25 protein-coding genes are annotated in these 20,390 nt (G+C 53.6%); 18 read left to right on the plus strand and 7 right to left on the minus strand.

The features are described from left to right. Window positions 1-244 precede the first annotated feature (244 nt). From R2K26_RS00205 to R2K26_RS00275, 16 genes are all read left to right on the plus strand, one after another. Window positions 245-2,137, plus strand: a complete 1,893-nt coding sequence (locus tag R2K26_RS00205; RefSeq protein WP_316517954.1) for an LTA synthase family protein — start codon at window positions 245-247, stop codon at window positions 2,135-2,137. A gap of 13 nt (window positions 2,138-2,150) precedes the next feature. Further along, complete coding sequence (locus R2K26_RS00210) at window positions 2,151-3,044, plus strand: hypothetical protein (protein ID WP_316517956.1); 894 nt, start codon at window positions 2,151-2,153, stop codon at window positions 3,042-3,044. Between the two features lie 104 nt (window positions 3,045-3,148). Beyond that, complete coding sequence (gene folE / locus R2K26_RS00215) at window positions 3,149-3,709, plus strand: GTP cyclohydrolase I FolE (protein WP_176819551.1); 561 nt, start codon at window positions 3,149-3,151, stop codon at window positions 3,707-3,709. Window positions 3,710-3,719: 10 nt separating this feature from the next. Continuing rightward, the gene (gene folP / locus R2K26_RS00220) at window positions 3,720-4,547 is read left to right on the plus strand and encodes a dihydropteroate synthase (RefSeq protein ID WP_316517962.1); all 828 of its coding nucleotides are present in this window, start codon (window positions 3,720-3,722) and stop codon (window positions 4,545-4,547) included. A gap of 7 nt (window positions 4,548-4,554) precedes the next feature. Further along, the gene (gene folB, locus R2K26_RS00225; protein ID WP_308449808.1) at window positions 4,555-4,917 is read left to right on the plus strand and encodes a dihydroneopterin aldolase; all 363 of its coding nucleotides are present in this window, start codon (window positions 4,555-4,557) and stop codon (window positions 4,915-4,917) included. Then, window positions 4,914-5,414 (plus strand): 2-amino-4-hydroxy-6-hydroxymethyldihydropteridine diphosphokinase, encoded by a 501-nt coding sequence (gene folK, locus R2K26_RS00230; RefSeq protein ID WP_316517965.1) that lies wholly within the window; start codon window positions 4,914-4,916, stop codon window positions 5,412-5,414. The genes folB and folK overlap by 4 nt, the downstream gene beginning before the upstream one ends. 185 nt (window positions 5,415-5,599) lie before the next feature. After that, the gene (locus R2K26_RS00235; RefSeq protein WP_316517967.1) at window positions 5,600-6,871 is read left to right on the plus strand and encodes a peptidoglycan DD-metalloendopeptidase family protein; all 1,272 of its coding nucleotides are present in this window, start codon (window positions 5,600-5,602) and stop codon (window positions 6,869-6,871) included. Window positions 6,872-7,165: 294 nt separating this feature from the next. After that, window positions 7,166-7,348 (plus strand): hypothetical protein, encoded by a 183-nt coding sequence (locus tag R2K26_RS00240; RefSeq protein WP_316517968.1) that lies wholly within the window; start codon window positions 7,166-7,168, stop codon window positions 7,346-7,348. Beyond that, on the plus strand, window positions 7,345-7,497 hold the full coding sequence (locus tag R2K26_RS15420; RefSeq protein WP_396897202.1) for a hypothetical protein: 153 nt from the start codon (window positions 7,345-7,347) through the stop codon (window positions 7,495-7,497). The genes R2K26_RS00240 and R2K26_RS15420 overlap by 4 nt, the downstream gene beginning before the upstream one ends. Next, window positions 7,431-7,700 (plus strand): TnpV protein, encoded by a 270-nt coding sequence (locus tag R2K26_RS00245; RefSeq protein ID WP_396897216.1) that lies wholly within the window; start codon window positions 7,431-7,433, stop codon window positions 7,698-7,700. Before R2K26_RS15420 ends, R2K26_RS00245 begins: the two co-directional genes overlap by 67 nt. A gap of 131 nt (window positions 7,701-7,831) precedes the next feature. Next, the gene (locus R2K26_RS00250) at window positions 7,832-8,170 is read left to right on the plus strand and encodes a hypothetical protein (RefSeq protein ID WP_316517970.1); all 339 of its coding nucleotides are present in this window, start codon (window positions 7,832-7,834) and stop codon (window positions 8,168-8,170) included. Window positions 8,171-8,173: 3 nt separating this feature from the next. After that, window positions 8,174-8,686 (plus strand): SLOG family protein, encoded by a 513-nt coding sequence (locus tag R2K26_RS00255; protein ID WP_316517972.1) that lies wholly within the window; start codon window positions 8,174-8,176, stop codon window positions 8,684-8,686. A gap of 12 nt (window positions 8,687-8,698) precedes the next feature. After that, entirely contained in the window at window positions 8,699-9,220 is a 522-nt protein-coding gene (locus tag R2K26_RS00260) for a hypothetical protein (protein ID WP_316517974.1), read from the plus strand. A gap of 16 nt (window positions 9,221-9,236) precedes the next feature. Continuing rightward, on the plus strand, window positions 9,237-10,325 hold the full coding sequence (locus R2K26_RS00265; protein ID WP_316517976.1) for a hypothetical protein: 1,089 nt from the start codon (window positions 9,237-9,239) through the stop codon (window positions 10,323-10,325). Further along, a complete protein-coding gene (locus R2K26_RS00270; RefSeq protein ID WP_316517978.1) occupies window positions 10,322-10,600 on the plus strand; it encodes a cyclic-phosphate processing receiver domain-containing protein in 279 nt (92 codons plus the stop codon). Before R2K26_RS00265 ends, R2K26_RS00270 begins: the two co-directional genes overlap by 4 nt. 61 nt (window positions 10,601-10,661) lie before the next feature. Next, window positions 10,662-11,555, plus strand: coding sequence for a hypothetical protein (locus tag R2K26_RS00275; RefSeq protein WP_316517980.1), 894 nt, complete (start codon window positions 10,662-10,664; stop codon window positions 11,553-11,555). A 64-nt stretch (window positions 11,556-11,619) separates the two neighbouring features. Here R2K26_RS00275 and R2K26_RS00280 read toward each other — a convergent pair whose 3' ends face one another. From R2K26_RS00280 to R2K26_RS00300, 5 genes are all read right to left on the minus strand, one after another. Further along, complete coding sequence (locus R2K26_RS00280; RefSeq protein WP_316517983.1) at window positions 11,620-12,228, minus strand: hypothetical protein; 609 nt, start codon at window positions 12,226-12,228, stop codon at window positions 11,620-11,622. 94 nt (window positions 12,229-12,322) lie between these two features. Beyond that, a complete protein-coding gene (locus tag R2K26_RS00285; protein ID WP_316517985.1) occupies window positions 12,323-12,901 on the minus strand; it encodes a hypothetical protein in 579 nt (192 codons plus the stop codon). A 13-nt stretch (window positions 12,902-12,914) separates the two neighbouring features. Next, a complete protein-coding gene (locus R2K26_RS00290; protein ID WP_316517987.1) occupies window positions 12,915-13,970 on the minus strand; it encodes a WYL domain-containing protein in 1,056 nt (351 codons plus the stop codon). 232 nt (window positions 13,971-14,202) lie between these two features. Further along, complete coding sequence (locus tag R2K26_RS00295; protein WP_316517989.1) at window positions 14,203-15,804, minus strand: AAA family ATPase; 1,602 nt, start codon at window positions 15,802-15,804, stop codon at window positions 14,203-14,205. 9 nt (window positions 15,805-15,813) lie between these two features. After that, entirely contained in the window at window positions 15,814-16,146 is a 333-nt protein-coding gene (locus R2K26_RS00300; protein ID WP_316517990.1) for a hypothetical protein, read from the minus strand. Between the two features lie 197 nt (window positions 16,147-16,343). Here R2K26_RS00300 and R2K26_RS00305 point away from each other — a divergent pair, with 197 nt between their 5' ends. Both R2K26_RS00305 and R2K26_RS00310 read left to right on the plus strand, forming a co-directional pair. Beyond that, complete coding sequence (locus tag R2K26_RS00305; RefSeq protein ID WP_316517992.1) at window positions 16,344-16,517, plus strand: hypothetical protein; 174 nt, start codon at window positions 16,344-16,346, stop codon at window positions 16,515-16,517. A gap of 141 nt (window positions 16,518-16,658) precedes the next feature. Then, window positions 16,659-18,032 carry a recombinase family protein gene (locus R2K26_RS00310; protein WP_316517994.1) on the plus strand — a complete coding sequence of 458 codons (1,374 nt, stop codon included), beginning with the start codon at window positions 16,659-16,661 and terminating at the stop codon, window positions 18,030-18,032. A 279-nt stretch (window positions 18,033-18,311) separates the two neighbouring features. Here the strand turns inward: R2K26_RS00310 and R2K26_RS00315 are convergent, their stop codons facing one another. Further along, window positions 18,312-19,358, minus strand: coding sequence for a hypothetical protein (locus tag R2K26_RS00315; RefSeq protein WP_316517995.1), 1,047 nt, complete (start codon window positions 19,356-19,358; stop codon window positions 18,312-18,314). Window positions 19,359-19,360: 2 nt separating this feature from the next. Next, on the minus strand, window positions 19,361-20,359 hold the full coding sequence (locus R2K26_RS00320; protein ID WP_316517997.1) for an NADH:flavin oxidoreductase: 999 nt from the start codon (window positions 20,357-20,359) through the stop codon (window positions 19,361-19,363). Between the last annotated feature and the right edge of the window lie 31 nt (window positions 20,360-20,390).

Genomic DNA, 20,390 nt, shown 5'->3' on the forward strand with positions numbered 1-20,390 from the left:
AGGCTGCAAAGGCGCATGAAACGTAAAATGCGGCCCCAAAAATTTTAAGAAAATACTAAGTTGAAACCGCTTGAAAAAATTCATTTTCGGTCTTATAATCATGCTGAATACGCAGTTCTGAGAAACTGCGAGCAGGAGACCGGGGGTGGAGGACATCAGGCGGTTTTTTCATACGCTGTACGGATTGTTTGAAAAGGGAACGCGCATTCGGGGTATTTTGGGGTGCTTTCTCGGCGGATTATTTTTGAATATCGTCATAGAGCTGATGGGCAGGCAGAGCCTTTCCGCTGTTTTTGTGCTGCTCGAATCACACCCGCTGGCGTTTTTGGAAAACGTGCTGATTTTGACGTTTTCCCTTTCGCTGTGCCTGTTTTCCAAGAGACGGTGGTTTTTCGGCATTTTGATCGGCACGGTGTGGTTTGGACTCGGCATTGCGAATTTATATGTGCTCAGCTACCGCGTTTCGCCGCTTTCCGCCATTGATTTTGCGATTTTGCAGCTCGATTGGTCGTTTATCGGCATTTACATGAGCGTACCGGCATTTATTTTGCTTGTTATTGCGGTGATTTTGCTGCTTGCGGGGCTTGTGATGCTTTTTAAAAAGTGCCCGAAAAGCCCGGTGCACCGGCTCTTTAACACGGCGGTGAGCGTGATACTCCTTTGCGCGTGCATTGTCATTCCGTATCTGCCGACGTCCTTAGGCTTCGGCGAGAATACATATACGGATGTTATCCGTTTGACAGAGAATTACGGCTTTGCGTACACGTTTACGCGCAGTCTCGTTGACACGGGTATTGACCGGCCGGAGGATTACTCCGCCCGCCGCGTGCGCGCCATTGCAGCGGAGGTGCTGCGCACAAAGGACAAAGCGCCCGAGGACGTGCCGAACATCATCTTTTTGCAGCTGGAGTCGTTTTTCGACGTGAACCGCTTAAAAGACGTGACGTTCTCCGAAAACCCGGTGCCGTATTTTGAAGAGCTGAAGGAGACATGCCCCAGCGGGTATTTCACCGCGCCGTCCGTCGGCGCGGGCACGGCGAACACGGAATTTGAGGTCATCACGCAGATGAATGTGCATGACTTCGGCACGGGCGAATATCCGTACAAGACGATTTTGCAGGAAACGCCGTGCGAGTCCATCGCGTATGACTTAAAAAAACTTGGGCTCGCGTCACACGTCATTCACAATAATACGGCGACGTTCTATGACCGCAACATCGTGTTCCCGAAGCTCGGGTTCGATTCATTCACGACGCTTGAATACATGAACCACGTGGAGACAAACGAAATCGGCTGGGCGAAGGATAAGATTCTGACAAAAGAGATTGTGCGGGCGCTTTCCGAAACGGAGGAACGCGACCTTATTTACACCATTTCGGTGCAGCCGCACGGCGCGTATCCGGAGGAGAGCGAGACGGCGGATATCAAAGTGCTTTCCGGCATAGAAGACCCCGCTTTGCGCGGACAAATGGAGTATTACGCGACGCAGATTCACGAGGTGGATGAATTTCTGCGCACGCTGACCGATGTGCTGACGACGTGGGAGGAGCCGACCGTTTTGGTGCTGTACGGCGACCACATGCCGTCGCTGGAGATCAGCAAGGACATGCTGGACCTTTCTGCAGGCGGCCTGTTTGAAACGGAGTACGTCATTTGGAGCAACTGCGGCGTGGGGGGCGCGGATAAAAACGTGAAGGCGTATCAGCTTTCGTCCCGTGTTTTGGAGCTTTTAAACATCAACGTAGGTACACTGACGAAATTCCACCAGTTAAACCCGTGGCGCGGCGCATACGAAACGGAGCTGCGCACGCTGCAATACGACATGCTGTACGGAGACCGTGTGGTGTACCACGGCGAGCAGCCGTTTGAGGAGACCGACATGCGCTTCGGCACGCGGGACATCACCGTGAACACGGCGTATGTGCGGAACGATATGCTGATGGTGCGCGGCAAAAATTTCACGCCGTACAGCGTGATTTACGTGGACGGCAACGCGAAGGAGACGACGTTCCTGTCCGAATATGCCGTGACCTGTGCGGCGGACGGCATAGAAAAAGGCGACCGCGTGACGGTGCGGCAGGTGGCGGAGGACGGCACGGAGCTTTCGGAAGCCATTGCCGACCCGTACGGGGATTAAATCGGAGGGAAACGTGACAGCGTACTATCATTTGCCCGGCTTATTTGAATTTTTCGAGCTGTACAGTGTGTTTTTGCCGCTGTACGGAGCGCACAGAGAATACTTTTACGAGTGGTGCGAGATTGCATCTATCTATGGCGCGCCGGCGGACTGCCTTTGGGGCGGCGGGCGCCTCGGCGACGGCGAGCACGACCCGCGCGCGGTACTCTCGCTCATGCGGGAATATAACATCTCCGCGCGGCTGACGTTCAGCAATTCTTTGTTGGAGGAAAAGCATTTATCCGACCCGAAGTGCAACACGCTGTGTAAGCTGTTTGCGGAAAGCGAAAGCCCGCAAAACGGCGTGATCGTGCATTCCGATTTACTGTTAGACTATTTAAAAAAGACGTACTCGGGTCTGTATTTTGTTTCGTCTACGACGAAGGTGCTGACGGACTTCGAAGACTTTAAACGGGAGCTTGAACGCGAAGATTTTCGGTTTGTCGTGCCGGATTTCCGGCTGAATAAACAAGTTGAAAAGCTGAACGCGCTGCCGCAGGCGCTGAAGGACAAGGCGGAGTTTCTCTGCAACGAGTGCTGCTCTTTCGGCTGCAAAGACCGCAAAGTGTGTTATGAAGCGGTGAGCCGCAAAAATCTCGGTATAGACAGCCCGGAGCACATCTGCACCGCGCCGAACGCAAAGGAGGGCTACCGCTTTTCAAAGGCGATGGAGAATCCGGGGTTTATCGGTGTTGCAGATATACAGAACGTATATCTGCCGATGGGCTTCACGAACTTTAAAATTGAGGGCAGGGGGCTCGGCAGTGCGCTCATTTTGGAATTTCTGCTTTACTACATGACAAAGCCGGAATACCGACTGCGCGTGCGGGAAGAAATATATTTAGACAACATGCTCGATCTGTTTTGAAGAAAGCACGGTTTGCGGCAAATTTCGCTGCGGGCCGTTTCTTTTTCTCAGCTTCTGTGTTATAATGACGGAAACGAGAAACATGAGGGAAAGGGTGTTCATTTATGGATCTGGAACGAATCGAAAAAGCGGTGCGGGAAATTCTGCTGGCTGTCGGAGAAGACCCGGAGCGCGAGGGCCTGCAGGAAACGCCGAACCGTGTGGCACGCATGTATGCGGAGATTTTCTCGGGGTTAAAATCCGACCCGAAGCAGCATCTCAAAATTTTCCACGAAGAGGGCGAGCACGACGAGCTCGTTTTTGTGCGGGACATTCCGCTTTACTCCGTATGTGAGCACCATTTGCTGCCGTTCATCGGCAAGTGTCATATTGCGTATATCCCGCGCGACGGCAAGATCATCGGGCTTTCCAAATTTGCCCGTATTGTCGATTGCTTTGCGCGGCGTCCGCAGGTGCAGGAGCGTCTGACGGCGCAGATTGCGGACTTTATCGAAGAAAACCTGAATCCGCGCGGCGTGGCGGTGTTCATTGAAGCGGAGCACCTGTGCATGACGATGCGCGGCGCGCGTGCGGCGGGCGCTTTGACGCAGACCTCTGCCTTGCGCGGCTGCATGCGCACGGAAGCGAAGACCCGCAACGAGGTCATGCTGCTGCTTGCAAAGTAAGGAGACCGATATGACGGAATTTTACGCGGCGGGAAAACGCTTTCCGCTGAACAGAACCTATGTGATGGGCATTTTGAACGTGACGCCGGATTCGTTTTCCGACGGCGGCAAGTATTTTGACCCCGAAAAAGCGGTGCGCCACGCGGTAGAGATGGAAGCACAGGGCGTGGACATTGTGGACATCGGCGGGCAGTCCACCCGCCCGGGCAGCGTGCGCATCTCGCCCGAAGAAGAATGGGCGCGCATTGAAAACGTGGTGAAGGCAGTTGCGGAGAAGACGAATCTTGCCATTTCCATTGACACGTTTTACCCCGAGGTGGCGGAAAAATCCCTCAAAGCCGGCGCACATATCATCAACGACGTGACGGGTTTTGCACCGGAAATGTGGCGTGCGGTGGAAAACACCGACTGCGGCTGCATCGTGATGCACCCCGGCGATCCGGATGACCTGAACGGCGCGGGCGGCGACATTTTGGTGCGTGTTCGTGCGTTTTTTGAGAAAAAAACGGCGGAAGCGGAACAGTATGGCGTCAATAAAAATCGCCTTTGCTTCGACCCGGGCATCGGCTTTGGCAAGACAAATGAGGAAAATTTCGCGCTTATCGCAAACCCGGAGAAAATCCGCGTGCCGGGTACGGCGCTTTTGATGGCGGCGTCGAGAAAACGCGTTATCGGTGCTGTTTGCGGCAACCCGCCGTTTGAAGACCGCATGGCGGGCACGGTGGCGGCACATACGGCATCGGTGCTGTTCGGCGCAGACATGGTGCGCGCGCACGATACGTTTGAAGCGGTGCAGGCGGCGCGCGTAGCGGACGCGATAAAGCAATTCAGAAAGTGAGTATAAAATGGAAACGATACGCATTAAGGGCCTTGAAATCTTTGCCTATCACGGCGTGAACCCGGAGGAAAAGGAAAACGGCCAGAAGTTTATTTTAGACATTGCGATGCAGGCGGACATTTCCCGCGCGGCGCAGACAGATGACCTTAACGAGACTGTGAACTACGCCGCCGTGCGCAAAACGGTGAACGCGGTGTTCACGGCACAGAAATATGACCTCATTGAGCGCGCGGCGCAGGTGGTATGCGATGCGATTTTGGAGAACTACCCGAAGGTGCAGAGCGTGACGGTGGAGCTGAAAAAGCCGGAAGCGCCCATCAACGCGGTGTTCGATTACGTCTCGGTCGAAATGACAAGGAGCCGTGCATGAAGCGCGTCGTCTTGGGGCTCGGCACAAATTTAGGCGACCGCCGGGAAAATCTGCGCGCAGCGCTCGCGGCGCTTTCGCATTTGCCGAAAACGGAGGTCGAAAACGTTTCCTCCGTGTGGCAGACCGCGCCGTTTGACGTGCCGGACGAGCAACAGGACTATTGGAACATCTGCGTTTTGCTGAAAACGGAGCTTTCGCCAAGCGCGGTGCTCGGCGCGTGCCTCGGCATAGAGGCAGCGATGGGGCGCGTGCGCGAAATTTACCACGGTGCACGGTGCATGGACTTAGATGTTTTGCTGTACGAGGGCTTCACACAGCGCGAAAAGGAGCTCAATGTGCCGCACCCCGGCATTTTGGAGCGCGCGTTCGTGCTGTTCCCGCTTTTGGAGCTGTTTCCGGAAAAGAATGCGTTCGGCTTCGATTTTGCGGACGCACCGGGCTTTAAAGACGGGGACGACGTGCAGCGCGTCGGCGCGGCGGAAGAAATTTTGAATTGATATTTCTAATATAGAAAATTGAGGAAGCTAAGTGCTTCCCTTTTTTCTTTTGAAATGTAAACTTTCCGTGTCTGATTACAGAAAGATTTCAAAAAACCTTGAAAAAGTTACCGAATTGTAATATATTATAAGGGTAGAGTTTCTTCAGGACTCTTGATTTTTGTGAAAACACGGAGTTAATCGATATGAAGATGAAGAAAAAAAGCTTGCGTTTTGTGGCCGGTGTGCTGGCGGTGACGATGCTCATTTCCTCCAACTCGGTCTTTGCGACCACGACGGCAGAATACGATGAGCAGATTGAATCCATTAAATCGCAGCAGGCGGAAAATGAAGCCGAGGCCGAGCGCCTTAACGAAAAGCTTGATTCGCTGCGCGACCAGACGAGTGAAGCCGAAGCGTATCAGGCAACGCTCGAAGAGCAGATCACGACGTACCAGACGAGCATCGACCTTGCGGTGCAGAACATTACGCAGCTCAATACGAACATCACGAACCTCGAAGCCGAGATTAAAAAGGCGGACGAGGAATATGCCGATACATTTGCGGAATTGAAAGTCCGTTTGCGCTCGCTGTATGCTTCCGGCGGCAACCTGACGACGCTGCAGATCTTATTTGATTCCACGAGCCTTTACGATTTTTCCATGCGCTCCGAGGCGATGAAGACCATCACAAAGCACGACCGCGAGCTGATGGAGAAAATCCGCCTTTACCGCATTCAGACGCAGGATCAGCGCGATGAGCTCAACAAAGAAAAAGAGGAGCTTGCCGACCAGAAGAAAGACCTTGAAAAAAAGCAGGAAGAATTGCAGGCGCTCGAGGAAGAAAACCAGAAGCTCATCGACGAGCTGAATACCCAGAGCAGCGAGACGGAAAGCGATTTGGCGGCGGCCGAGGCGGCGAAGGAAGATTACGTTTCGCAGCTTGACCAGCTTATCGCAGACCGAAACGCGCAGGCCGAAAAGGAAGAGGAAGCACGCCGTCAGGCAGAAGCAAACCAGAATGCTGCGAACAACAACTCCGGCAGCGGCAACACGTCTTCCGGCTCGGGTAACACGAGCGATGTTTTAAACACCGGCGACCTTTCATTCAGTTGGCCGCTTGCGGGCTACGGCTACGGCAGCATCACACAGTATTTCGGCGGCATGTTCAGCGGCTCGCCGCACGGCGGTGTGGACATCGGCGTTCCGTACGGTACCCCCATTTACGCGGCGGAATCCGGCCAGGTCATCTCTGCGGAGTACCACTGGTCCTGGGGCAATAACGTGCTCATCTGGCACAACGGTACATATTCCACGCGCTACGCGCATTGCAGCTCGCTTGCGGTTTCCGCAGGCGAATATGTGGAAAAGGGCCAGATCGTCGGCTATGTCGGCTCCACAGGCCAGTCCACGGGCAACCACCTCCACTTTGAGGTCTACCAGAACGGCACGCGCGTTGACCCGCTGAATTTCGTGTAAGATAGCTTATAAAATGATAAACACTCCAAAAAGTTCGGTTTTCGTTGATAAGGCAGTAAATCAAATTATCACCGCAGCTAAATCGGCAATGGGAGAAAAAACGAGCTGTAAAAAGCTACGAGCTGATAACGAAGTATTAAAAGAGCTTAGTTATCAGGCGCAGCAATGGCAAGGGAATTTACCGAGATCAGTCCACTACGGACTTTTCTCGGTAATTTTCTTATATCCGTACATTCGATTACCGCTGTCAGCCTTGCTATAATGATTATAGAAAAATCAAGGGAGGTCTGGCTGTTGAGGCAGAAGTATTACCTTGCGCTTACAACTGAAGAATGGCGACTAATGATTGAGTTCCTGAACAATCTTCGTAATCGGTTTATTTCGGAGGGTAAATACACCGATGCCGTGGACGAGGTGCTTATCAAAGTGGCAAATGCCAAAACCAAAAGATTCAAGATTACAGAGTGGAGGACTTGATTACGGAAAAATACATCACAGATGAACACACCGTTACCTGGTTGTCGGAGATGATGAGCCGGAGGAAGATCAGCCAATCGGAATATGGGGACAGCGGCACCTCCGCTATCTCAAGGAGCATCACCGTGTACGCTATGCCAACCTGCTGACCATCGGCAAGCTGAACGATTACCTTGCAGACCTCAACGAGCAGGCAGAAGCAATGTTTTCTCAGCTTGTAAAGCTGCTTGCCGAAAAGGAAGGCGTAACGGAGGTCCTCAAAGCAGAAAACCAGATGCTTTGGGTGCAGAAAATGAACAATCTTCGAAACACTGCAATGGAAATCGTTTCAAACGAGCTTATCTACCGTTAGAAATGACGACCATCGAAAAAGAGTACAAATGTGTTTCAGAAAAGCCGGTGTATACCGGCTTTCTTTTTGCCTGGGTGAACCGAAAAAGGCCCACATGATGCTCTATCCTGATAAGCGGAGGTGATGGATGGGTGACTGCGAAACGAGGGCTGTTCTGGTATGTGGACGGAGAACTGCTGTGCTTTCCCGTTTCCGGTGACGAAACCGATACGGTCGGCAATAATCATAGGCGATTTTGGAAAACGCTTCCGCATTCCCTTACCGGCGGGATGCCCTACAACTACTTTCCCCGTGGGCGGGTAGAGCTGCGGCACGGAAAAGCCGTCGTCTACCTACATCCCTCGCTCTGCACACCGGGAATTGATATCCGGATTCGCCATGCCTTTTCGCTGCCCGATGAGATGCAACTGTCGCTCAAGGCGGACGGAAGCCGGCACTATCGCAGTATTCAGAAGGAACAGGAGGGATGAGCATTGGACATACAGCCAGAGAAAACCTGCTGCTTTACGGGGCATCGCCCCCAATTTTTTCCCTGGGGCAGCAACACCGGTGATCCCGCCGCTGCCAAAATGCTTCGTGCGTTAGAGAGCGAAATTTTGCAGGCCATTGCCGACAGCTATACGACATTTCTCTACGGCGGTGCGCTGGGAGTGGACGCTTGGGCGGCGGAGATTGTGCTGCGGCTGCGTAAGAATCTGCCGCTGACGCTGATGGCGATTCTGCCCTTTCCGGGCTATAACGCCGATGTAACAGAGAATTCCTATCGGCAAACTATAGCGGCATCTGACCGCATTCTTTGTGTGGAACCGGTACGGCGGATGGCCGCTTTGGCGGCCCGGGACCGGTATATGATTGACCGCAGCAGCCGCCTGATCGCCGTCTACGATGAGCATTCCCGGATCCATAGCGGAACCTGGCGGGCGCTGTGCTACGCAAGGAAAAAGCAACTGGGCATCCGGCAAATCCGCTGGATGGAGTACCTGTAGAGGGTGAGCGAGATGGACATTTTCAGATTTATAGACTCCGCCGACATCCGGCGATACCTGGTGGAAATTCAATACCGATTCAGTACAGAGGAAAAAATGTTCCTGATCTGGTACTGTAAGGCCGCCACACTGAATGAAAAAATTGCCGCATGGCAGGAAATAGTCGGGGATGTGCCGAGTTGTCCTTGGGACTACGCTTGGGATATCCGGGAGCGGGTAGCTGCCTACATCGAACTGCAGGAGAAAATGTTGGGGCAGTTTCAGGCGGCAGGCAGCTGCGTCTATCAATACAAATTACCAGCGGCGGAAGAAACCGATTCGGGTGGTGTGTATCGCAGTTACAAGGATTGTCTTGCCGCCGCAATACATGCGGCGCAGGCTGTGAGCTGCTGCAAGATGGAGATCCGCAAGGAACCGCTCAATGCGGCAGAGCACAGCCGTCGGATAGGCACCTGTCTCTTCAATCAGGACGGTGAGATCATGCAAATTAATTGCCTGCTTCGGCAGTCGACACTGCCGGGGCAGGCAGAATGAACAGGAGGAAAAGAAGTTGGACATTTATCGTTTTATTGATTCCCGTGATATGCGGGAGCACCTGCAAAAGCTTAACTATTCATTTACCACGCCGGAGGCGGCCTTTCTGGTGTATTGGTGCAAGTCTGCCACACTGAATGAAAAAATCGCCGCATGGCGGGAGATCATCGACACCATGCCGAACTGCGCTATGGCGGGGCGGCTGCATCTGGAGGCCATTCCGGATTTTCACCAGTTTCTGCGGGACTATATTGACCTGCAGGAGCGGGATCTGCGGCGCTTCAAGGAGCCGGATGGCTGCGTCTATGTCTGTGAGCTGTCCCGGCGGGGCGAATTATGCGGAGATATGGAGTTCGGCCCGTTCAGTGATTTTGAGCACTGCCTGTCCGACTGCCAGTACGCAGGTATTCGAGAAAACACATTCAACCTTCGCATTATCAAGCGCCCCATGGATCCGGGTGAGTATTTGACGTGGGATGATTATTGCATCCTGACCCTGCAGGGAGAGGTGTGCCAGCTGGATTGCAGAGAGTTTAACGACCGTGACTTGGATCTGTCCATTGCTTTTGAGGGGATGTGGTTCGACTTTCCTACCCCATTTCACGCCGGGGACATCGTGTGTTCTCACAGATGGCCCGACGAGCCCTTTGTGCTGACCGACCTCTGCACCTGGGACGCTGAAACCCTTCGGCGGGAGCTGCCCGTTTCGGGATACTCAGACAAATGGCTCAGCAACCTGGACCGCACACTGGCAAGAATGCGTGCCAAAGGCGATGCCAGCGACATGACCTGCAGTGGATACACCGTGTCGGGCGATCCGGGAGAGGCCATACCGTTTGTGTTTCACGATCATCCTCTCAACAATTATTTGGATCTGGAATACTACCGAGGGCCGCTGAAGGGCATCCACAAACTGCTGAAACCCATCAGCAAATTTCTCAAGGGCGACCGCAGCATTGAATATCTGCTGAACATCTACTGTCTGGCGCAGCAGCAAGCAATGTTGGAGAACAGCATCGCATGGTTTCGGAACTGTTATAGCAAGGAAGCACTCGCAGATATTGGTATTCTTCCCGAAAATGAATCGTCCCGGGAGGAACCATGAAAATCTGGCTGGATGACATGTGCCCGGCGCCGGAGGGCTTTGTATGGTGCCGGAGTGTCAACGAGGCAAAACGCCTGATCCTCTGTGCGATCGAACCCATCACGCTGGTGGATTGCGACCACGATCTGGGCGACTACGCCTGCGATGGCGGCGATGGGATCAAACTTTTGGACTGGCTGGCAGAAACCAGGCAATTTCTGCCTGTCCGTATTCACACAATGAACCCGGTGGGGCGGGAAAATATGGAGCGTCTGCTTCGGCGGTACTGGCCGTAGGGCGAAAAAGGCGCATGAAGTGCGCTATCCTGTCCATATCAAACGAAAAGGAGAAAACACTATGGAACACGAAAAGCAAGTGGAAGTCATCAAGCAGGCGCTGGAGCTGGAAACGCAGATCCAGGTGCTGGAGCAGTTTCTGCCGGAGGAGCGGGCGGAGACCTACGCCGCACCGGCGCCCCGGCCGCCGGTGCGGCAGGAGGCCCATTACACCGAGCCGCCTATCCGGCACGGCTGCAAGGTCAACTGGCTGCTGATGCTGGGGCCTACCGGGATCACGCTGGCCCTCTCCACCTTCAGCAACAGTGCTTTTCTCGTCTGGATGTTTGCACTGACACTGTTTGTCTGGGTGCCTGTGTATTACTTCGCTCTTTACCGCAAGCAAAAGGCGGCAACCATCGAGAGAATCCGCAATTCCGCCGAATACCAACAGCAGTGCACGACCGCCCGTATGACCACAAACCGGCAGCAGCAGGAGTTTGACGAAGCGTACACCAAGGCTAAGGAGGAATATGACTCCGTGCTCCTGCCCCGGTATCAAGCGGCCCGCAGCGCATGGGAAGCGGAGCATCAAGCACAAATCGGGAAAGAGGAGCAGGAGTTGGCCCAAGCAAAGAAGGAACTGGCGGCGCTCTACGGGGAGACCCGCATTGTTCCGGCACAGTACCGGCGGGTGGACGCCCTGCAGTACATCTATGACATGATCTCCACCTCGGACTACGATGTGCGGCAGGCTATCGAGTACTTCGATAAGAGCCAGCAGCGGGCGCTGGAGGAAATGCGCCTGCAGGAACAGCAGCAGGCCAACGCCCTGGCCATGGAGCAGAACGACCTGCTGGATCGGCAGAACTCCATTGCGGAGAAGGCCCGGCGGGACGCCAACATCGCTGCGGCGGTGGGCGCCGTGCAGCGGCACAATACCAACAAGACCATCAAAAAATGGATGGAGAAATAAACAGCGGCGGCAGGTATATCACCTGCCGCCGTATGCGTTTTATTGGGGCTGGAAGAAAATGCGGTCACTGCACGATTTCTTGCAGGGGGATATGATCTAGTGTGCGTCCGGCCTCGTCCGCCAGATATTCGCTGTGTCCGGAGCTCTCCTGATCCCACAGCACGGTGACGGTGTCGGCTTCGGCGGCATGGGCCTCGGCAAACGCCCGGATCAGCGGCAGCCAGTTAAAATCCGCCCCGGACACTCGAAAATAGAGATCCCGGTTTCCGGGTACGGTGTCATATAGCCCACCCAGACGCACCCGGAGAAATTCGCTGTTCAGCGCCCGGTTTACGGCGGCGTTCAGCTCCGGCAGCCGGGCCGGGTCCACATAGAAAAGCTCCCCGGCGTGCCGCTCCACAAAAGCACGGCTGAGGAAAACATAGGGACGCTCCCGGATGGTCAGCAGTAGGTTCCGCACCAGATTGCGGTTGGGCCGCAGCGCCACACCGTAGGCGGCAATCAGGTCCATGCACAGCTGCCGGGTCTCCTCGCTTTGGGTAACATCATACAGCCATTCGGCGGCATAGAGGGTCTCCTCCACCTCCGCCGGGTCGGCGTTTCCATAGTAGTGCCATTGACAGGGAAATGCAATCCCGTCCCGCCGCAGCATCCACGCGGTCGTCTTATCCATACGCATCCGCTCCTTTCAGAGGATAGTATAGCACAGTGAGTGGGGCAAAAATGGGGCACAGGGAAATGGATTCCCTGTGCCCCATTCAAATTCATCAGTTAACTTTCCACATAAGAAAATCAAACCATATATTGCCGCGTGTGTCTTGGGAATACTCCTCCCTCAAATATGCCCGAATTTCGTCCTGCACTTTTATGTATTCCGGTTCCTCTATTTTAGTCCAGCATTCGTGTTTATTCCCGTTAATTTTGTTTAGTCTTTCTAAGATGATACTGTCAACCGGACAGTCACATTTTTCTTCACAAATATCAAAGACGGAAGCCGTTCCCTCACATTCATTAAGAATGATAAGATATTTTAGCGTCATATTGACCAGCTTCTGGATCGCCGCAAACTCTAGTGTGCCATCGTTCTTTTGGAGTTTCTGTATCAAGAAACTGGAAGAAAGCGGCTCTTTCGCATTAAGGATTTCTTGGTACAGATACTCCAGGGTTTCATCTTTTCCGTCTTTGTTTTTTTCGGCATACTTTGATATATTCCCGGTGCGTGCCCCGGTCATTACATCCCGATGTGCTTTTCGGATGGCATCCCAAAGACGATCCTTATGTTTGGGCCTATCCGGCGTTTTGATTGCTTCCGTTGTTAAAAATCGGATTATCAAATTCTTTTCCATTCCAATCACTCCATTAATTATATTTCTCCAACGCTTTTTTCAAAGCGTTTTTAACCTTTTCCCGCAGGTGCTGGGGCTCCAGCACCGTCACATCCGGGGCGAAGTTCATAGCGAACTGCTCCATAGCCATCTCGTTGGTGAAGGCCGTCACGGTAACACCGGCGTCGTCCTCGTCGGAGAAGGTCACCTCCGTGCCGAATAGGTCGATGACATCGCTGACCATGGCCTTGGCCACCCGGAACACCGCCCGGACATTGTCGCTGGCATACATATAGGGGTGCTCCTTCATATAGGTGGCCAGATCCAGCGTCCGGCCATGGGCCCATTTCAGATGCTCAAAGGGCTTGGCAGGCTCGTCCAAAATTTTCAGCTCCGTGATGCGGTCCAGCCGGTAGTTGGAGATGTCGTCATACTTGTCATAGTTGCAGATCAGGTAATATTTCCCCTCCTTGGCCGCCATCTGGTAGGGGGAGATGATGTACACCCGCTCTGTGCCGTCGGGGCGGGTCTTGCTATGCTGCCGCTTGTCCGTTCCATACTCCAGGTACTTGAAGCTGACCTTCCGTCCACGGCTGATGGCCTCGTCCAGCAGCTCGATGGTGAGAAAGAGCTGCTTGTTGTCGGTTTTGTCCTCCGGCAGGCGGGCAATGTACTTCACCCGGCTGCGGAAATACACATTGGACAGGCCCTCCAGCTTGTCCACCAGCTCCTTGCACTGACTGTAAGGGATGTGCTTGGAGAACAGCAGACTGTCAATGAGCAGCCGCAGTTCGCCGTCGGTGAAGTCCCGCTCCAGATAGAAGTCCGACCACAGGTAGCTTTCCTCCGGCACGCCGGTCTTGGGGTTCGGCACCATGCGGATGGATTCGCTGTACTCGATGTTGTAGCCGCAGTCCATGAGGTTCAGAATGTTCCGCCGGATGGCTTTGCGGTCGGCGGTCATGTCGTATTCGGTTTTCAGAATCTCGGCGATGCCCTTCTGACTCAGGCGATGTTCCTCGTCGGAATACTTCCGCAGGATATCCAAAATGTTCAGAATCAGCAGCTTTTTCGGCTGTTTCACAGGCATGGGACCACTTCCTCTTTTACCATATTCTATCACGGTATCTCTTATAACACAAGATGGCGTGGGGCAAAAAAACAGGCCACAGAATACCGAAGTAGGCACACATGGCGCTAATCCGTGAAGGCTCCACACTCCGCACGCACGGCGATCTGCTCGCGAAGCCGGCTGACCTCTTTTTCGCAGGCCGCCAATTGATCCGAATCAAGAATCAGCGCAGAAAACAGGACATGGGAAGTCACGCCGAAAAGCCTATCCTCGGCCTTGCCGAGGCTGCAATCTCCGGCATTTCAATATCCTCGGCGCTCAGGGTCGTGATGTCTTCTTGCGTGAGACTCTCGTAGTCTTTAGTCAGCAGCCGGGTGGCCTGCGCCATTTTTGCTTTTTCGAGGATATTGCGAACATAGCGGCCATTGCCGAAATCCGCCTGTCTCCGTGCCGTCTCAAAAACAGAGGCCAGTTTTTCCTGTGCCTGATCATCTAGGTGCAAGCCCTTCTTTTGGGCCGTCAGCGCCGCAATGCTGCACAGCTCCTCCACGCTGTAATCCGCAAAGGGCACATGATAGGCGATTCGGGAGCGCAGACCGGGATTCTTCTGCAAAAATTCCTCCATCCTATCCGGGTACCCGGCGAAGATCACCACCATGTCGTCCCGATGGTTCTCCATCTCCTGCACGATGGTGTTGATGGCCTCATCCCCATAAGAGCCGCTGCGGTCATCCACCAGAGCGTAGGCCTCATCGATAAACAGTACGCCGCCCTCCGCCTGCTCAAACTTTTTCTGCACGGTCTGCGCCGTCCATCCTACATATTTGCCCACCAGGTCGCCCCGCCCCACTTCCACCAAATGTCCCCGGGACAGCAGCCCGTTTTCCCGCATGATCCGGGCAAAGAGCCGGGCCACGGTGGTTTTGGCCGTGCCGGGATTGCCGGTAAACACCATGTGCATGGCAGGGCAATCGACTTTCATACCTTTGTCCGCAAAAAGCTTCTGCGCCTTGTGGTAGTTCAGCGCCTGCAAAATGACATTCTTGGCCTCGGTCAGGCCGATCATTTCCATCAACTCCTTGTAGGCGTCGCCCTTCGGTTTGGCTTTCTCTACCCCGGTTTTTACGGTGCTAATCTCTTTGTACTGGGGATACACGGTGGTTTTCAGCTTGTTGTTATACCAACCATCGAAGATTGTCCTCAGTTCCGGCGCCAGATACCCCCGGTTTCCCTCCAGCTTAGCAAACAGCTTTTTATCTGTGCGGACATGATTGTCCCGGGCCAACAGCTTCAAGTAATCTCCGGCTTGTTCACCCTCGAGAAATTCTTCCTTCAGCTCCACAAAACTGACCGTGCCGAGATTTTCGTAAAAAAGCTCTTTCAGCTTCGTGCATTCCCGGGGCAGACAAAGGATGGTCAGCACCTGATGACGGTATTTTTTGATGTAGTTGCATAGCTTTTTAATGGTATCACGGATCCCGTTAGCCGTATCCTCGTCGTCTGTGTCACCGTAGTCGGCGCTGTATTGGACGATCACTGTGCCGCCGGCGTTACTTTTGTAAAACTGGTCGTAATCCGAGGACTTCCCATACAACGCCTCTCCGCGAAAGTAGACAGAACTGTACCGCCTGTTTTGCAGTCGACCGTTAGCATAGAGCGATGGCAGCAAGGACTGGATCATCTCCCGGCGGATGCCTGCGTCATCGGTCTGTATCAAGTAGTGGACGGGATGACCAACGATTTTTGCGGAAGCGCCCCCGGCGTAAATGCGGTCCAGCTCCGGGAGAAGGCAGTCCTTCGTAAAGAGCCGTTCGGCTTTGGCGTAAATCTCGTCCTTGCGAGCCTCGTCCATGAGATCCTCTCAGAAGCGGAAGTTACTGAAGCGCCGATTTACCATGTAGTCCAGATCCAACATCTTTAAAACATCGTCATCATCTTCAATATAATCATTTCGGCTGGCTCGGTGCAGCAAATTACAAGCAGTATGGAGAGAAACCTCCTCCGCATGGATATCCGTCAGCTTCACGCCCAATGCCTCCGTATACGCAGGAAACTGAGGATTCATATTCATGCGAGGGTCCTTCTGCACGGCCATTGCCGTAAAAGTGCCGCCGGAGGCGTTGACCACATAGAAAAATGCCCGGCCCCGAAGCCCTTTGTTGAAGGCCTCGCTCTTGGCGGCCAGTAAATCCACATTTTCATCCGCCGTCCGTTTTCTGTCCTGTCCGCCGCTCCCGGCTGCGAATGCCCCTACCAGCTTAAAAACTGCATCTCTGTACCTCCCGTGTCTCTTTATCCTTGCAAAACGAGTATAGTAAATTGAGTGGGATAAAAAGGGGCCATCGGCTGGTCTGCACATTACAGGCAGGGAGGCATTCATGAGATGGTGTAATGTGCATCCCGTTCTACTACTTCATCCCGAAAAGCATCCTGTCCCACTGTGGGGCGAAGCTGAATGCCATTCCACAGAACCCGCAGGAGCTATTTCACAACCGCAAGATCGGACAGGCCTATGAAGCCTATGCCGGCGTGGACTATGGCTTTGAGGGCGTGCCGTGCGGCTGAATAGTATGGGCTTCTCAAAGGAGCGTGTCAACGAGCAGCTGCGGCAGAACGCCGAAAACCGCTATCGGCTATTCACCTTGGAATACCGACCACCGTACAAGCCGAAGAAATTTCCGTTGGAGAAAGAAAGAGGTAGATAAAATGAAAAATACGATGAAAAAGCCGGTGGCAATTCCGGTAGAAAAATTGCGTTCCTTTGCCGGACACCCGTTTAAGGTCAAGGACGATGATGAAATGAATACGCTGATCGAAAGCATACAAACGCAAGGCGTTCTCTCGCCGCTGATCGTCCGACCAATAGAAAATACAGATGAATATGAGGTCATAAGCGGCCACCGCCGCTTGCACGCCGCACGAAAGGCAGGGATCACCGAGGTCCCTGCCTTAATTTACGCCCTCGACCAGGATTCTGCCGCCGAGGTAGTACGAAGGATTTACCTCCTTTCTCTTGAAGGAAAAGGTCCGGAGCAAATTGCGAGGCTTCTGCAAAAGGAGAAGGTTCTTACCCCTACCGCATATTACTATTCGGTCGGTTCTTCTTCCGCCAATCGTCCTATGCCGAGCGATCCGTATTTATGGAAGGACAGCACCATTGACGCCATCTTGAGCAATCGAAAATACACCGGCTGTATGGTTAATCTGAAAACGACTACCGTCAGCTACAAGGTACACAAACTGATTCGCAAGCCGAAGGAGGAATGGAGCATCGTGCCAAACGCACAGGAAGTGATCATTGACGAAAACACTTGGTTCCGAGTGCAGGAGCTACGCAAAAATAAGCGCCGCCCGACTGCGACGGGGAAAACAAGCCTGTTTTCCGGATTGGTTTTCTGTGCAGACTGCGGTTCAAAGCTCCACTTTTGTGCGGCTAAGAGCTTGAAGGCAAATCAAGAATTTTTTCGCTGTGCCAATTATAAGTCTGGTCGGGGAGAATGCACAATTCACTATATCCGGAATGTCGTGCTGGAACAAATCGTCTCAGTGGCGGTCAGCGATCTTGCAGATTTCGTCACATGTCACGAATCATTCTTTCTGCAAATGATTGGAAAGCAACAATCTGCGGGGAAAGACCAGAATATCCGATCTATCAAATCGGACATCGCTGCTGGAAAACACCGTATCGATGAAATCGACCGGCTGATTGCCAAACTCTATGAGGATAATTTTGCGGGCAAACTGTCTGATGAGCGTTATTCCCGTATGGCAGCAAAGTACGAAAAAGAGCAGGCAGAGCTACTGCAATCCGTCAGTATAAAGGAAAAAGAGCTGGCCGAACTGGAGCGGGAGAGTGTGGATATTCGGCTTTTACTGGCAGGACTCAGGGAGTACTCCAGTATGGAAACACTTACGCCGGAGGTGGTCAATAAGATCATCAAGCGAATCGAGGTTCACAACAGTGAAACGGTGAACGGGCATAAGCGGGTGGACATTGACATCCACTTTACCGGTGTCGGACTTGTAGACCTTGCAACCATAAAGGAAAGGCTTGCTATCGCAGAATCGTCAAGGCCGTGATCTACCATAGAAAGAGAAAAGGCCACAGCCTCCATAACAGAGGTCGCGACCAATCTCTCATAAGAAAATACATCCTTATGAACGGAAACGGTTGGTTTTAACCGCTTTTTGGAGTGTTTTTTATGTGGCGCGGGGTTTTAGAGAGTTACGAAGAAGTGCCTGTTTGTGCGGGTAAAAACGGTCGGTCATAATTAAGTCAAAGAAAGGCGGAAATCCGAAACGGAAGGAGTTTTCCCACATGAACGAAGTCATAGGCTCATAATTTTACCGCTCAAGTTTTTATAGAAGAGGAAATGTCTCGGGCGCAAACGGCGTTTCATGGAAGACGATGCGCCACGTGATCTTCTTCGGAGGCGCAAAATGCAGCGCCGAGCAGGTGGTCAGCACGGCTTTGTCTTCGCTTTTTGCCGTGACAAACAGCGCTGTGGGTCCGTCTGCGCCACCGATGATGCCGATAACGGCAGCGTTTTGCGCTTCGGGCATGAACGGGTAGTCCTTGGGCGCTTCGCGCTCAACAGGCGGATCGTTCTGCGTGCAGTCCTCAACGGAGATGAGGTTTTTCGGCGGGGCAGGCGAGACCGTATAGGTCATTGCGGTAAATTGATTCGGAAAATCGAAACGCGCGTCGGAAAAAGCGTTTTTCGGCAGCGTCTGCGGCTCCAAATTCTGAGCTGTCAGCGTGTACGGTATGCCGTTATGGGAAAACGCAAATATGTCGCCGGGTTTTTGAACTTCAAACTCTGAGCCGGGTACGCACACGGGCTGCGGGGTCAGCGTCAACGCGAGCGACGAAATGTTTTTCGGGCGGCGCTTCGTCTTCCACGGGAACGAATAGCGGTGAATCGCCCAGCCGTCTTCAGGGTTTAGCCCGTAGTGGTCGATGATCGCGCGCTCGGTGGGCGTGTCAAAATCGATTTCGTCTTCGTCGAGCACGGTCTCGCAAGCCGCAGCGTTTTGAAACAGCGGGTGGTACGAAAGCCCGTGACCCTGCGAAAATGGGAGCGTCTGTCCGTTCAGCTCAATTTGCGGCGAAAACTCAAAAGCCAGCGGATTTTCGCGCTCCGCCTGTTCGAATACATCGTTCGGCACGTCTTCATCTTCAAGGTGCTCCCACTTTTTACAGAAATCTTCGAGCGCCGCTTTATCAGCACGCATGAGAATGTCGAGCACAAGTCCTTTTGCGGTAAGGTACGCCGCGGGCACGTACCAATCGTGTCCCGCAAAGCGGAACTTTTGATTTAGCTTGAGCGCCTGCCCGGGGTGGCTGCCGTCCGGGCTTTTGCCGCCGAAGCTGCCGTTAAAATAGACTTTCCACACGTCTTTCATGGTTATTCCTCCATTTCCTTTTTCGCCCAGTCGGCGTCCTTGAAAATCGCACGGCCTACGCCGATGAGGTCGGCGGCGCCTTCCTCAAGCAGTGCTTCGGCTTCGTTCGCCTTTGTCACGCCGCCCGTCAGAATGACCGGCACATGCACGGCTTCGCGAATCGCGGAGGAGGCGTCTGCAAAGAAACCGGGGCCCTTTCTGTTTTTCACCGTAAAGCCGTTGAAGCCGCCGGAAATATCGAGCAGGTCAACACCGGCTTTCTCAAACTTTTTGCAGGCATACACCGCGTCGTCAATGGTCGCGCCGCTCTCGGTGTAGTCGCTCGCGCCGAGACGCAGGGCAACGAGGTAATCCGCGCCCACGGCTTCGCGCACCGCGCGGATGACGTCCAAAAGCAGGTGAATGCGCCCGTCGAGGTCGCCGCCGTAAGCATCCGCGCGCTTGTTGCCGAGCGGGGAGTAGAACTGGTCAAGGAGATACCCGTGTGCCGCATGAATTTCTACGCCGTCAAACCCGGCTTCTTTTACGCGCAGCGCGGCTTCGGCAAACTTTTTTGCAACGGTGTGCATGTCGTCCGCGGTCATTTCGCGCACGGGCTTTTCGCTTTTGCGTGCATACTCCGGCTGTGCCGTGACGCTCGCACTGATTGCCGGATAGCCGGTGATTTCCTCCATTGCCGCGCTGCCCGCGTGGTTGATCTGCGCGATGACGCGGGTGTTGTTTTTATGGATGGTCTCCACAAGCCTTGTAAGGCCCGGAATATCGGTGTCGCGTGAAACGGAGAGCTGGCCCTCGTGCGCCTTGCCCTCGGGGCTGATGTAGGCGTGTTCGATGACGATGAGTCCGATGCAGCCGCCCTTAGAGCGCGCGTCGTAGTATGCGAGCAGGTCGTCCTGCGCGGTACCGTCCGGCGTTTTGCCGGTTGCCATCGGCGGCATGACAAGGCGGTTTGCGAGTTCCACATTATGGACGGTGAGCGGGGTGTGCAGCAGTTTGTTCATGGTGAAAATTCCTTTCCGTTTGGTTTTCAAA

It is taken from the genome of Neglectibacter sp. CSJ-5, assembly GCF_032490475.1.
GTDB lineage: Bacteria > Bacillota > Clostridia > Oscillospirales > Acutalibacteraceae > Hominenteromicrobium > Hominenteromicrobium mulieris.